The organism is Streptomyces altiplanensis, from assembly GCF_053591575.1.
In genome coordinates, this window is record NZ_JBSFUB010000001.1 from 15455 (window position 1) to 29081 (window position 13627).

Sequence of the window (13627 nt, forward strand, 5' to 3'; positions counted from 1 at the left end):
ACCACCCCATTGTGGGCGGTCGGCAAGTCCCCCGTGTCAGGAAATCCGGACGGGGTTCACTACGTCCGCCACCAGGACGAGGGCGGTGAAGCAGATGAAGATCCCGGCGACGACGTACGCCACCGGCATCAGTTTGGCGACGTCGAAGGGGCCCGGGTCGGGCCGTCGGAAGACCTTCGCCACATTGCGCCTCAGCGACTCCCACAGGGCCCCCGCGATGTGTCCGCCGTCGAGCGGCAGGAGCGGCAGCATGTTGAAGAGGAAGAGGGAGAGGTTGAAGCCCGCGATGAGGAACAGCATCATCCCGACGGTGTTCTCCATGGGCAGTCCGAGCCCGAGGATCTCGCCGCCGACGCGGGCCGCGCCGACCACGCCCATGGGGGAATCGGCCTTGCGCTCCTCGCCGTTGAACGCGGCGTTCCACAGGTCGGGGACCTTGGACGGCAGGGCGATGAGCGAGTCCACGCCGGACTCGATCATGACGCCCATCCGGTCCACCGAGTCGCTGAAGGACAGCGGGGTGACGGCCATGCCGGGACCGAAGCCCAGGTAGCCCGCCTCGACGTACTCGTCGGCGATCGGCTGGCCCTGGGCGTCCTTCTTGGCCACCTTGTTGGCGATCAGCTCCGCCTGGAGGACCTTCTCCCGGCCGTCGCGCTCGACCGTGATCGAGGCAGGGCCGATGGTGTCGCGGATACGCTCCGAGAGCGTGGCCCAGTCCTCGACGGGCTTGCCGTCGAAGGCGACGATCCTGTCGCCCTCCCGCAGGCCGGCGGCCTTGGCGGGCGACGCGGGGTCGCTCTTGCGGCAGTCGCGGTTCTCGCTCTGCGCGACCACGCAGGGGACGACCTGGTCGACCGTGGTCGTCTGCTGGTTCAGGCCGATCGTCATGAAGACGCCGAGGAAGATCGCCACGGCGAGGATCAGGTTCATGAAGGGGCCGGCGAACATCACGATCACGCGCTTCCACGGCTTGCGCGTGTAGAAGAGGCGAGTCTCGTCGCCGGGCCGCAGTTCCTCGTACGCCGCCGAGCGGGCGTCCTCGATCATGCCGCGCCACGGGGAGGTCGACCTGGCCTCCACCTTCCCGTCGGCCCCGGGCGGGAACATCCCGATCATGCGGATGTAGCCGCCGAGCGGGATCGCCTTGATGCCGTACTCCGTCTCGCCCTTGTGGCGCGACCAGATGGTGGGGCCGAAGCCGACCATGTACTGCGGCACGCGGACACCGAAGAGCTTGGCGGTCGAGAGGTGACCGAGCTCGTGCCAGGCGATCGAGAAGAGCAGCCCGGCGAAGAAGATGACTATCCCGAGGACCGTCAACAGGATCGTCGTCATGCGCGAGCCTCCGCTGTTGCCTGTTCTGCGATTTCACGGGCCCGGGCTCGTGCCCAGACCTCGGCTTCCAGGACGTCCGCGACCGTGAGCGAGGTTCCCGCACGCGGGGTGCCGTGCTCGGCCACGACTGCGGCGACCGTATCCACGATTCCTGTGAACGGCAGCCGCCCGGCGAGAAACGCGTCGACGCACTCCTCGTTGGCGGCATTGAACACCGCGGGAGCCGTGCCCGCGAGCGTACCGACGTGGCGGGCGAGTCCCACCGAGGGGAACGCGTCCTCGTCGAGCGGGTGGAACTCCCAGGTCGAAGCCTTGGACCAGTCGAAGGCGGGGGCGGCGTCCGGGACGCGCTCGGGCCAGCCGATGCCGATGGCGATCGGGCCACGCATGTCGGGCGGTGTCGCCTGGGCGAGTGTCGAGCCGTCGGTGAACTCCACCATCGAGTGAACGTACGACTGGGGGTGGACGACGACCTCGATGCGGTCGAAGGGGATGTCGTAGAGGAGGTGCGCCTCGATGACCTCCAGCCCCTTGTTGACCAGGGTGGCGGAGTTGACCGTGATCACCGGACCCATGGCCCAGGTGGGGTGGGCGAGGGCGTCCTCGCGGGTGACGTGGGCGAGCTCGGCCTTCGTACGCCCCCGGAAGGGGCCTCCGGAGGCGGTGACGACGAGCTTGCGGACGTCGGCGCGGGTGCCGCCGGCCAGGGCCTGGAAGAGGGCGGCGTGCTCGGAGTCGACCGGGATGATCTGGCCGGGCTTGGCGATCGCCTTCACCAGCGGGCCGCCGACGATCAGCGACTCCTTGTTCGCGAGGGCGAGGGTGCGGCCCGCTTCGAGGGCGGCGAGGGTCGGGGCGAGACCGATGGATCCGGTGATGCCGTTGAGCACGGTGTGGCACGGGGAGGCGGCGAGCCGGGTGGCGGCGTCCGGTCCGGCCAGGATCTCGGGGAGGGGCTCGCCGCTGCCGTACTGCTCCCCGAGCGCCTCGCGCAGGGCGGGCACGGCGTCTTCGCGGGCGACCGCGACGGTGTGGACGCGCAGCTGCCGCGCCTGCTCGGCGAGCAGGCCGACCCGGCCGCCGGCCGCGGAGAGCGCGGTGACGCGGAAGCGGTCGGGGTTACGGAGCACCAGGTCGATGGCCTGGGTGCCGATGGACCCGGTGGAGCCGAGGACGACGAGGTCCCGGCGGCCTTCGGACGGATCGAAGGCGATGTGCGGGTCGGCGAGGGGGGCTGGGCTGTCGCTCATGCCCCCCATTGTTGCCGCAACGTCTCACCGGCCGGACAGCACCCGGATCAATTGGCGCCGGTCGCCGCCCGGAACTTCTCCCACTGGGCGTCCAGGACTTCCCGCGGCACTCCCCCGATGTCCTCGGTGCCGAGGATGTCGCCGCGGAAGGAGAGAGTGGTCGAGCCGGACCGTACGACCGTGAGGTAGTCGTGGAGTTTGAGCTTCCCCTTCACGTCGAGGATCGTGAAGCGGTACGCCTCGGCCTCGTCCGCGCCGGCCCCGAAGCCGGGCGTCTCGACGGGCTCGACCTTGAGGTACTTCCCCCGGGCGACGGCGCGCTCCTCGGTGAAGCCGTCGGCGCACTCCTCGCCGGCCTTGTCGAGGTCCTTCATGACGCGGGCCGCGTCGCCGCCTCCGTACGAGCGGAGCTGGACGTCGACGGTGGGGCCGGGCGTCTCGCCGGGGACGTCGACCTTGCGGCTGACCTCGGTCCTCAGGTCGTAGTCGGTGACGTCGGCGGCGAGGCTGACGAGGGGCTGGCAGACGGCGGGGTCGGCGGTGTACTCGTCGCCATGGGGAGCGCCGAGGGTGAACTCGGACGCGGTGTACCTGCCGATCGTCTCCCCGTCGGTGAAGGAGGCCGCGGTGAGCTGCGCCTCGGTGAGCACCTCGGGCCCGCTCGCGCTCGCGGTGGCCCCGGCCCTGTCGCCGCCGGCCCTGTCCCCGGGCTTCTTGTCGTCCTGGCCGCCGTCACCGCCGCCGTCACCGCCGCCGCACGCGACCGCACCCGCGAACAGGAGACCGCCCATGGCGAGAGCCGCCCCGCGCCGCCGCCTGCCTTGCTTGCCCGCCCCGAACATGCCTGACCTCTGGTTCTGTTGATGCGTGAGTGACCGCACGATGGTGGTCCACGGGGCGGCCGGCTCCACGGCTCCGCCCTCCGGTCCCGTACAGAGAGGCCTTCCCCTTGAACACCGAACGAATCGGTCCGCCCCTGACCGCGGGTGAGCGCGAGACGCTGCGCGCCTTTCTCGACTTCCACCGCGCGACACTCGCCATGAAGTGCGACGGGCTGACCGACGAGGAGCTGCGCCGGCGGTCGATGCCGCCGTCGACGCTGTCGCTGCTGGGTCTGGTGCGTCACATGGCCGAGGTGGAGCGGGCGTGGTTCCGGCGGGTGATCAATGGCGAGGACATACCACTGGTGTGGTCGGACGAGGGCGACTTCCAGGTGGCGTACGACGCCGGTTCGGCCACGCGGTCGGAGGCGTTCGCGGCCTGGCGGGCGGAGGTGGAGCACGCGCGCCGCATCGAGCGGGAGGCGGAGTCGCTGGACGTGACCGGCCACCAGGCGAAGACGGGCGAGGACGTGTCGCTGCGGCTGGTCATGCTGCACCTGATGCACGAGTACGCCCGGCACAACGGCCACGCCGACTTCCTCCGGGAGGGCATCGACGGGGCCGTCGGGGCGTGAGGCGGGCGGCGGGCCCGGCGCGTGGCGCGTGGCACGGCCTCGGCCGCGGGCTACCAGGCCCGCCGAAGCGCGGCGAAGGTCTCGTGGAAGGCCGGGAAGGTCTTCCGTACGCAGCCGGGGTCGTCGAACGTGACACCGGGGGCGGTGCGCAGTGACGTGACGGCGAAGGACATCGCCATGCGGTGGTCGCCGTGCGTCGCGATCTCGGCGGGGCGGGGCGTGCTGGGGTGGATCTCGATCCAGTCGGGGCCGGTGGCGACCGTGACGCCCATCCGGCGCAGGTTCTCCGCGCACGCCTCCAGCCGGTCGCACTCCTTCACGCGCGTGTTGGCCACGTCTTCGATACGGACCGGTCCTGCGGCGTACGGCGCCACGGCCGCCAGCGTCGGCATGGTGTCGGAGATGTCACGCATGTTGACCGTGAGACCGTCCAGGGTGCCGGTGCCCCGGACGGTGGTGCTGTCCGCGGTGACGCGGACCTCGGCGCCCATCCGCTCCAGTACGTCGACGAAGCGCAGGTCCCCCTGGAGCGCGCCGGCGCCGAGCCCGGGGACCGTGACCTCGCGGCCGGGTGAGATCGCCGCCGCCGCGAAGAAGTAGCTCGCGGTGGACGCGTCGGGTTCGACGGCGTACGTCGTCGCGCGGTAGCCGCCGGGCAGGACCGTGAAGGTGTCGCCCTCGCGCGTCACCTCGGCGCCGAAGCCGCGCATCATCGCGAGCGTGATCTCGACGTACGGCGCCGAGACCAGGTCGGTGACGGTGATGCGCAGGCCCTCCGCGGTGAGCGGGCCGAGCATCAGGAGCGCGGTGAGGTACTGGGACGACTCCCCCGCGTCCAGGGTCACTTCGCCGCCCTTGATGCCGGCGGCGGTGACGCGGAGGGGGTGGTGGCCCTCCGCCTCCTCGTGGCGCAGGTCGACGCCGAGCGCGCGCAGCGCGTCGGTGAGCGGGGCGAGGGGGCGGCGGCGCATCTGCGGGGACGCGTCGAAGCGGTACGTACCGGATGCGCCCGCGGCGGCGAGCGTGGGCAGGAAGCGGGCGGTGGTGGCGCCGTCGCGGCAGTAGACGTCGGCCTCGCCGACGGCGGGGCCCGCCGGGCGGCCCTCGACGCGCCAGGCGTCCGGCCCGCGCTCCAGCCGGTACCCGAGCCTGCCCAGCCCTTCGGCGAAGCCCTCGGTGTCGTCCGAGCGCAGCGGGCGCAGGAGGGTGGTGGTTCCGGCGGCCGCGGCGGCGAGGAAGAGGGCGCGGGCGGTCACGGACTTGGAGCCGGGGATGTCTACGACGGTCACGGGGCCCCATCCTGCCGGGTGCGGCGCGGCAGGGGCGGGCTGTTCCGCCCTGTGGACATGCCGGTGCCCGCCGCCACGGCGGGCGGCTTCGGCGTTCTCCCGCGCGGGGAGAACCACCGCCGGTGACCGCGGGGCGGGGCATGCGCCGTCCGGTGGGGCGGCCGGCCTTGCGGCAGCCGCCCCACCGGGCTCCGGGCGCGGTTCCTCAGCGGATCGGGCGGTGGACGTTCTCCTTCTGCGAGGGGCCGGGGGCGGCCTCGGCGATCCAGGGGCCTTCACCGCTCGGGTCGACGATGCCGTCCTCCAGCCAGGTGTACGTACCGGACAGGACGCCCTTGACGACCTTGTGGTCGAGGTCGTCGGTATTGGTCCACAGCCGGTTGAAGAGCTCTTCGGTGCGGATGCGCGACTGGCGGCAGAAGACGTCGGCCAGTTGGTACGCCTCGCGGCCGTGATCCCCTGTCGTACGCAGGAGTTCGGCGCGTACGCAGGCCGCGCTCATCGCGAAGAGCTCCGCGCCGATGTCGACGACGCGGCCGAGGAAGCCCTGCTTCGTCTCCATGCGGCCCTGCCAGCGGGACATGGCGTAGAAGGTGGAGCGGGCCAGCCTGCGGGCCGTGCGTTCGGCGTAGCGGAGGTGGACCGAGAGGTCCGGGTGGCCCGCCGGGTGGAACTCGGCGTACGAGCGGGGGAGCTGGCCCGGGCCGGTGACCAGCTTCGGGAGCCACTTGGCGTAGAAGCCCGCCGCGTTCACCCCCGCCTTCGCCTTCGCCGACAGGGGCTTGTCGGGGTCGATGATGTCGCCCGCCACCTTCAGGTGGGCGTCGACCGCCTCGCGCGCGATCAGCAGGTGCATGATCTCGGTCGAGCCCTCGAAGATCCGGTTGATGCGCAGGTCGCGCAGGATCTGCTCGGCGGGGACGGCCCGTTCGCCGCGCGCCGCCAGGGAGTCCGCCGTCTCGAAGCCCCGGCCGCCGCGGATCTGGACCAGCTCGTCGGCCATCAGGCAGGCCATCTCGCTGCCGTACAGCTTGGCGAGGGCCGCCTCGATGCGGATGTCGTTGCGGTCCTCGTCGGCCATCTGCGAGCAGAGGTCCAGGACGGCTTCGAGCGCGAAGGTGGTGGCGGCGATGAAGGAGATCTTCGAGCCGACGGCCTCGTGGAGGGCGACCGGCTTGCCCCACTGCTCGCGCACCGACGACCACTCGCGGGCGATCTTCAGGCACCACTTGCCCGCGCCGACGCACATCGCGGGCAGGGACAGACGGCCGGTGTTGAGCGTGGTGAGGGCGATCTTGAGGCCGGCGCCTTCCGGGCCGATGCGGTTCGCGGCGGGGACCCGTACCCGGTGGAAGCGGGTGACGCCGTTCTCCAGGCCGCGCAGGCCCATGAAGGCGTTGCGGTTCTCGACGGTGATGCCCGGGGAGTCGGCCTCCACCACGAAGGCGGTGATGCCGCCCTGGTGCCCCTCGGACCGCGGGACCCGCGCCATGACGACGAGCAGGTCGGCGACCACCCCGTTCGTCGTCCAGAGCTTCACGCCGTCCATGACGTACGCGTCGCCGTCGGGCACCGCCGTCGTCGCGAGCCGGGCCGGGTCGGAGCCCACGTCGGGCTCGGTGAGGAGGAAGGCGGAGATGTCGGTGCGGGCGAGGCGCGGGAGGAAGGCGTCCCTCTGCTCCTGCGTGCCGAAGAGTTTGAGCGGCTGCGGTACGCCGATCGACTGATGCGCCGACAGGAGGGCGCCGATGGCCGGGCTCGCCGAGCCGACGAGCGCGAGGGCCTTGTTGTAGTACACCTGGGTGAGGCCGAGACCGCCGTACCTGGTGTCGATCTTCATGCCGAGCGCGCCGAGCTCCTTGAGCCCGTTGATCACCTCGTCGGGGATCTTCGCTTCGCGCTCGATCCGCGCGCCGTCGATCCTCGTCTCGCAGAAGTCCCGCAGTTTGGCGAGGAACGCCTCGCCGCGCGCGGTGTCGTCCGGCGGCGGCATCGGGTGGGGATGGATCAGGTCGAGCCGGAGGCGGCCGAGGAAGAGTTCCTTGGCGAAGCTGGGCTTGCGCCAGTCCTGTTCGCGCGCGGCCTCGGCGACCTGGCGTGCTTCGCGCTCGGAGACCTTGGGCTGCTGGGTCGGTTGTGCGGACATGAGGAGCTCACCTCGCCGCGAGTCGGGGCCCGGCCGGTCGCATTACCGCCCGGTTTACTCGTCCGTATCTACCCGATTCCCGGCATCCTCACCACCCCTGGCACACCGATCGGCACTCGGCCGGACCCCGGGCAAGGGGAACGGCCGGAGCCCCCGCACAGTGGGCTCCGGCCGTGGTCCAGGTGTCGTACGGGATCAGAGGGCGAGGCCGGTGAGGACCATGACCCGCTCGTACGTGTAGTCGTCCATCGCGTACCGCACGCCCTCGCGGCCGACGCCGGACTGCTTGACGCCGCCGTACGGCATCTGGTCCGCGCGGTACGACGGGACGTCGCCGACGACCACGCCGCCGACCTCCAGCTCGCGGTGGGCGCGGAAGGCCGTCTGGAGGTCGTGCGTGAAGACGCCCGCCTGGAGGCCGTACTTGGAGTCGTTGACCGCGGCGAACGCCTCGGCCTCGCCGTCGACCCTGCGCACCGTCAGGACCGGGCCGAAGACCTCCTCGCAGGAGATCGTGGCGTCGGCCGGTACGTCGGCGAGGACGGTCGGGGCGTACGAGGCGCCCTCGCGCTTCCCGCCGGTGAGCAGGGACGCGCCCGCCTTGACGGCCTCGTCGACCCACGACTCGACGCGCTTGGCGGCGTCCTCGCTGACCAGCGGGCCGACGTCGGTGGCGGCGTCGTTCGGGTCGCCGGTCACCTGGGCCTCGACGGCCGCGACGATCTTCGGGACGAGACGCTCGTACACGGACGCGTCGGCGATCACGCGCTGCACGGAGATGCAGGACTGGCCGGCCTGGTAGTTGGAGAAGGTCGCGATACGGGTCGCGGCCCAGTCCAGGTCCTCGTCCGAGGCCCAGTCGGCCAGGACGACGGCCGCGCCGTTGCCGCCGAGCTCCAGGGTGCAGTGCTTGCGCGGCACCGAGTCCATGATCGCGTAGCCGACGGTCTCGGAACCGGTGAAGGAGATGACGGGGAGGCGCTCGTCCTGGACCAGCGCCGGCATCTTGTCGTTGGCGACGGGCAGGACGGACCAGGAACCGGCCGGGAGGTCGGTCTCGGCGAGCAGCTCACCCAGGATCAGGCCGGACAGGGGCGTCGCGGGCGCCGGCTTGAGGATGATCGGGGCGCCGACGGCGATGGCCGGGGCGACCTTGTGGGCGCACAGGTTCAGCGGGAAGTTGAAGGGCGCGATGCCGAGGACGGTGCCACGGGGGAAGCGGCGCGTCAGGGCGAGGCGGCCGACGCCGCCGGCGTCGGTGTCGAGGCGCTGGGCCTCGCCGCCGTTGAAGCGGCGGGCTTCCTCGGCTGCGAACCGGAACACGGAGACGGCGCGGCCGACTTCGCCACGGGCCCACTTGATGGGCTTGCCGTTCTCCGCGGAGATCAGCTGGGCGATCTCTTCGGTGCGCTCGACGAGGCGCTTGCTGACGTGGTCGAGGGCGGCGGCGCGGGCGTGCGCGGGGGTCGCCGCGAACTCGGCCTCGACGGCGTACGCGGCCGCGACGGCCTCTTCGACCTGCTCGTCGGTGGGGATGCTCACCGAGGCGACGAGCCGGCCGTCCCAGGGGGACGTGACGTCGAACGCGTCCTCGCCGGTGGCCTGGCGGCCGGCGAGCCAGAAGGCGTGGGGGGAAGTCATGTCGTTTCCGGCCCTTCCGAGGGGGTGGGTGCTGATGTCCCCCACGGTAGGGGTGCGGAGGCGGGAGGTCGTTTGTCCGAGGTGGAGTGCTGCGGGCGCGCGGGACGCCGCTTTGGAGGACGACATGTCCGTACGCCCCGGCCGGACGGGGCGGTACGGGTGCGGAAGCCGGGCGCGGGGCGGGATTTCCCCTGCCCGCCCCTTTCCGGGACCGGGGCTGCGCCCCCGGCCCCGGCACCACCCGCTCAGCCCGCCCCCGGCCCCGCCGTCGCCTTGAGCGCCAGCCACAGCTCCATCCGCACGTCCGCGTCGTCCAGCGAACGGCCCAGGATCTCCTCCACCCTCCGCATCCGGTAGCGCAGCGTGTGACGGTGGACGCCCAGGTCCGCCGCCGCCGCGTCCCACTGCCCGTGGCGCGAAAGCCACGCCCGCAGGGACGCGATCAGGTCGCCCCGGCCCTTCGCGTCGTGCTCGCGCAGCGCCCGCAGCATCCCGTCGGCGAAGGACCGCACCGCGTCGTCCGCCAGCAGCTGCATCACCGAGCCCGCCGCCAGCTCCTCGTGCTCGACCAGCGCACGCCCCCGCCGCCGCGCCACCGACAGCGCCTGTTCCGCCTGCTTGTACGCCCCGACCGCCGCGATCGGCCCCGCCGGTGCCGACAGGCCCACCACCAGCTCGTCCTCGCCCGCCGGCTCGTGCGGCCGCGCCGCGTCGCCGCGCTGTGCCTCCGTGTGGGCGAGGCAGGCGTCCACCGCGTCGCCCCCGTCCGCCGCGAGCACCACCAGCCGGTCGCCGTCCGGCACCACCAGCACCGGCTCGCCCGCCCGCAGCGCCGCGGACTCCATCGCGTCGGCCAGGCTCTGGAGCGGGTCGGACACGCCCCCGGCGGACGTGCCCTCGGGCTCCGCGGCCGCCGGCTCGGCGATGAGGAGACGGAACGGGGCGTCGAGCAGCGCCCCGTACAGATCGCCGGCGACGGCCCGCGCGTGGTCCGGCTCGCCCGCCAGCAGCATCCGCAGCACCGCCGCGCCCAGCCGCTGCTCGGCCGCCTGCAGGGAGCGCGACCGCTCGGTGGTCAGGGTCAGGAGCGCGATCGCCGAGTGCACGGCGTACCGCTCCGCCGTCCCCAGCGGAGCCCCCGTCCCGACCGCCAGTACGGCCCGCACGCGCCGCCCCGCGCCCAGCGACTGCAGTTCGACCCGGTCGTCCGCCTCGGCGTCGCCGTCCGTCCCGCCGCCGCCCACGACGGAGCTCGCGGGCGCCGGCCGCTCCCGCAGCCGTTCGACGTCGGCGGTGAGCCGGGCGGCGCGGCGGGCGGCCCAGTCGGGCGCGGCGGCGACCACCGCGCCGGAGACGTCGTACAGCGCGGCCCACCCCTTCACGTGCGACGCGAGGCGGGCCAGCAGGTCACCGGGGCCGTCTCCCGACAGCGCCGCCTTCGTCAGCTCGCGCTGCGCCTCGAAACCGGCGGTCACCGCGCGGTACTGGTCGGCGGCGTTCGCGGCGGAGACGGCCTTGCTGATGGCGAGGAAGGGCGTACGGCGCGGCACTTCCAGCAGCGGCAGGCCCTCCTCCTTCGCGGCGTCGACCAGTGCCTGCGGAATGTCGTCGTAATGGACGCCGATGGCGAAGCCGAGCCCCACCACACCGGCGCCGGCCAGCCGCCGCACGTACCGGCGCATGACCTCGGGGTCCTCGGCCTCCAGCTTCACCGCGGTGACGAGGAGCAGCTCGCCGCCCTCCATGTACGGCACGGGGTCGGGGAGCTCGCTGACATGGGCCCAGCGCACCGGTGTGTCCAGCCGGTCCTCCCCGGCGCGGACGGTGAGCTTGAGCGCCGAGTGGTGGACGAGGGAGGCGAGGGTGGGCGGCATGGACGGTCGAACCTTAAGGAAGAGGATTTCGCCGTCCTGTACGAACGGCGTACTTCAATTCTGCCAGGACGTACGACAAGGAGCGTCACGACCGCAGATCGACCAGGAGCGGAGGGGTGCTTTCCCCCCGTACGCCGCTCAGGGAGAGCACCGCGTGCCCGGCGGGCACGGCATGCGCCAGGTCGGAAGCCGACCAGCGCTCCCGCTCCACCTCGCGCACCGTGATCGCCTCGGCCGTCGCCGCCTTGCCGGTCACCAGGCGCCGCATGAAGTGCAGCACCTTGGTGAGCGGCTCGTCGGAGACGATCTGCCGGTTGGTGACGTCCCGGGTCTGCACCCACTCGGTGCCCCACGCCTGCGCGAACCGCCCGCCGTCCCAGGGCGCGACCCCCGCGAACGCCATCCGGCAGCCGACCGCGCCGAGCAGCGGCCCGCGCAGCGCCTCCGGCACGTCCTCCAGGGTGCGCAGCGCGAGGACGACGCCCGCGTGAGCGGCGCGCAGCCGCTGGATGGCGCGTACGGATTCGGCGGTGACCGCGTACGTCGCGTCGTCCAGGACCAGGCAGGCGAACAGTGACCGGTCGGAGCGGCCGAGGGCGGCGTCGGTGAACTGGGCGAGCAGCAGCCGGGTGATGATCCGGGACGCCTCGGCGTGACCGCGCTCGGGCAGGTCGACGCGGACGCGCACCGGGTGCTCGATGCCGCGCGGCGAGAACCGCGGGCCGCTTCCGTCGGTGCGGAAGAACCGGGCGAAGACCGGCCGGTCCAGGAAGGCGATCCGCTCGGCGAGCAGCACCCCGACGTCGTCGCCGCGCTCCGACTGGCGCGCCCGGGCGTCGAGTTCGCGCAGCTGCGCCGGGTCGCCGGCGACCGCGGAGCGCAGCCGGCCGAACGTCTCGGGCGCGCCGCCGAGCAGCTCGCGCAGCTCCGGTACGGCGGGGAAACGCCCGTAGGCGGCCCGGTACGGTCCGATGAGCTGGGCCAGCGCGGTGGCGGCCCGCCGGCTGTCCGGCACCAGGTCACCCACCAGCGCCTCCGCCAGCACCCGGGCGGCCTCGTCCGGGTCGTCGGTGCCGCCGTACAGGTCGAGGTCGTGGCTGGAGTCGGGGCGGCCGACGGCGACCACCACGTCGAACGCCTCGTCGGGGGCGAGTGCGGCGCCCTGCCCGGTGACGGCGATCACCGCGGCGCGGTTCGCGAGCGCCTGGAGGCACAGCGACTCGACGACCGGCCGGGTCAGCCGCATGGTCTTGCCGGACCCGGCCGGGCCCACCGCGACCAGCGAGGTGCCGAGCAGTCCGGGTTCCAGGGCGACACCGGTGGTGCGGCGGACGTACGGGTTGCGCGGGCTGTCGGCGACGGTGCCGATCCTCACCTGGGCGGTGACGAGGTCGTGCGCGGCGGTACGGACGGGCAGGTCGCGGATGCCGGAGGGGTGGGCGCAGGCGGCGGCGCCCCGGGTGAGCACCGCGCCGTTGAAGGCGGCGAGCTGCTCGGGCCGCGCCCGTACGCCCTGCCATGCCCGCTTGATGCGGGCGTAGTCCACTTCACCGAGGGCGCCCGACCGGGTGGCCTCGGCGAGCCGCGCGGCGGCCTCCGGCAGGCCGGCGTCCCGCAGCTCCGGCCAGTCGGCGGGGTCCTGGCGGGGCTCCGCCCCCTCCTGCCCGCCTCCGGCCTGCCACCGCCTCAGCGGCGGCCAGGCGGCCGCCCTGCGGAGGGCCGCCGCCGGTCCCGGCCTGGTGGCGTCGAGCCGGTCCGCCAGCGCCAGGGCGGCCGCCGGAAGCCTCGGCCAGGCACCCGCCCTGCCGACGACCGCGACGACGGCCGCCGTCAGGAGGAGGTAGTAGAGGGTCGAGGCCCAGTCGAGCCACCAGACCGTGGTCGGCATCTCCCGCCAGAACCCGGGCATCAGCACGAACAGCGGCCAGAGCGGCACGCCGTACCGGCGCCAGAGCTCGTTCCAGTTGCCGACCCGCCCCATGCCCACCGCGATCAGGGTGAGCACCAGGGCGTAGTAGAGGTAGGCCACCATGACGAAGAACGGGTGGTCGGGGTGGTTCTCGTTCATCCAGGCGTCGGGCACCAGCATGCCCATGGGCAGCGTCCACCAGCTGTCGATGAAGATCCACCACCCTTCGAGGTAGCGGTTCCAGAGCAGGGACCAGAGCAGCCAGCCGCACAGGAAGGCGATCAGCGCGCCGCTGAGCAGTTGGCGCATGGGCACGGCGTCGGGTGCTTCCTCCGCCCGCGGACGGTGGTCGAGCCGCCAGATCCCGGGCTCCGCCTCGGGCCGGGGCCTGCGCAGCCATTCGGCCGTCGCCCCGCCGCGGGCGGAGACGGAGGCGGACGCGGACGCGCCGGCTCCGCCGACGGGCTCCGCCGGGCGGGGCACGGAACGGCGCGCGCCCTCCACGTGGCGTCCGGAGCGGCCGTCGCCCGCGCGTGCGCCGTGGGTGTGCTGTGTGCCTTCGGTATCCATGAACCCCTGCCCCCTGACCAACCAGGTCGCGCCCTTACGCACCGTCAATCTAGTGCCGACGGCAACCGGACGTCAGTCACCGCCGCGCTCCGCGGCACGCACCCGGTGATTTCCGGATCTGCTCCCCGCACCACTCGGCGGCCCGCCCGCCGTG

Annotated in this window: 9 protein-coding genes; 1 reads left to right on the top strand and 8 read right to left on the bottom strand. The window is 73.1% G+C overall.

Annotated features, from left to right (window positions below; genetic code table 11):
• Window positions 1-36: 36 nt before the first annotated feature.
• From ACWD0Y_RS00085 to ACWD0Y_RS00095, 3 genes are read right to left on the bottom strand one after another with little or no spacing between them, the layout of a single operon-like run.
• A complete protein-coding gene (locus ACWD0Y_RS00085; protein ID WP_450258218.1) occupies window positions 37-1338 on the bottom strand; it encodes a M50 family metallopeptidase in 1302 nt (433 codons plus the stop codon).
• Window positions 1335-2588, bottom strand: a complete 1254-nt coding sequence (gene dxr, locus ACWD0Y_RS00090; protein ID WP_450258219.1) for a 1-deoxy-D-xylulose-5-phosphate reductoisomerase — start codon at window positions 2586-2588, stop codon at window positions 1335-1337. Before dxr ends, ACWD0Y_RS00085 begins: the two co-directional genes overlap by 4 nt.
• Before the next feature lie 47 nt (window positions 2589-2635).
• A complete protein-coding gene (locus tag ACWD0Y_RS00095; RefSeq protein ID WP_450258220.1) occupies window positions 2636-3379 on the bottom strand; it encodes a hypothetical protein in 744 nt (247 codons plus the stop codon).
• 158 nt (window positions 3380-3537) lie between these two features.
• On the opposite strand from ACWD0Y_RS00095, the gene ACWD0Y_RS00100 reads away from it, so the two are divergent.
• A complete protein-coding gene (locus ACWD0Y_RS00100) occupies window positions 3538-4044 on the top strand; it encodes a DinB family protein (RefSeq protein WP_450258221.1) in 507 nt (168 codons plus the stop codon).
• 50 nt (window positions 4045-4094) lie between these two features.
• Here the strand turns inward: ACWD0Y_RS00100 and aroA are convergent, their stop codons facing one another.
• From aroA to ACWD0Y_RS00125, 5 genes are all read right to left on the bottom strand, one after another.
• Window positions 4095-5333, bottom strand: coding sequence for a 3-phosphoshikimate 1-carboxyvinyltransferase (gene aroA / locus ACWD0Y_RS00105; protein WP_450258222.1), 1239 nt, complete (start codon window positions 5331-5333; stop codon window positions 4095-4097).
• A 205-nt stretch (window positions 5334-5538) separates the two neighbouring features.
• Window positions 5539-7479 (bottom strand): acyl-CoA dehydrogenase family protein, encoded by a 1941-nt coding sequence (locus ACWD0Y_RS00110; protein ID WP_450258223.1) that lies wholly within the window; start codon window positions 7477-7479, stop codon window positions 5539-5541.
• Window positions 7480-7674: 195 nt separating this feature from the next.
• Window positions 7675-9120, bottom strand: coding sequence for an aldehyde dehydrogenase family protein (locus tag ACWD0Y_RS00115; RefSeq protein WP_450258224.1), 1446 nt, complete (start codon window positions 9118-9120; stop codon window positions 7675-7677).
• A 245-nt stretch (window positions 9121-9365) separates the two neighbouring features.
• Entirely contained in the window at window positions 9366-10994 is a 1629-nt protein-coding gene (locus ACWD0Y_RS00120; protein WP_450258225.1) for a PucR family transcriptional regulator, read from the bottom strand.
• Window positions 10995-11079: 85 nt separating this feature from the next.
• Window positions 11080-13473, bottom strand: a complete 2394-nt coding sequence (locus ACWD0Y_RS00125) for an ATP/GTP-binding protein (RefSeq protein ID WP_450258226.1) — start codon at window positions 13471-13473, stop codon at window positions 11080-11082.
• Window positions 13474-13627 lie beyond the last annotated feature (154 nt).

Coding starts and splice junctions, on each gene's coding strand:
- ACWD0Y_RS00085 (WP_450258218.1), bottom strand. CDS start 1,338: ATGACGACGATCCTGTTGACGGTCCTCGGGATAGTCATCTTCTTCGCC.
- dxr (WP_450258219.1), bottom strand. CDS start 2,588: ATGAGCGACAGCCCAGCCCCCCTCGCCGACCCGCACATCGCCTTCGAT.
- ACWD0Y_RS00095 (WP_450258220.1), bottom strand. CDS start 3,379: ATGGGCGGTCTCCTGTTCGCGGGTGCGGTCGCGTGCGGCGGCGGTGAC.
- ACWD0Y_RS00125 (WP_450258226.1), bottom strand. CDS start 13,473: ATGGATACCGAAGGCACACAGCACACCCACGGCGCACGCGCGGGCGAC.
- ACWD0Y_RS00110 (WP_450258223.1), bottom strand. CDS start 7,479: ATGTCCGCACAACCGACCCAGCAGCCCAAGGTCTCCGAGCGCGAAGCA.
- ACWD0Y_RS00115 (WP_450258224.1), bottom strand. CDS start 9,120: ATGACTTCCCCCCACGCCTTCTGGCTCGCCGGCCGCCAGGCCACCGGC.
- ACWD0Y_RS00120 (WP_450258225.1), bottom strand. CDS start 10,994: ATGCCGCCCACCCTCGCCTCCCTCGTCCACCACTCGGCGCTCAAGCTC.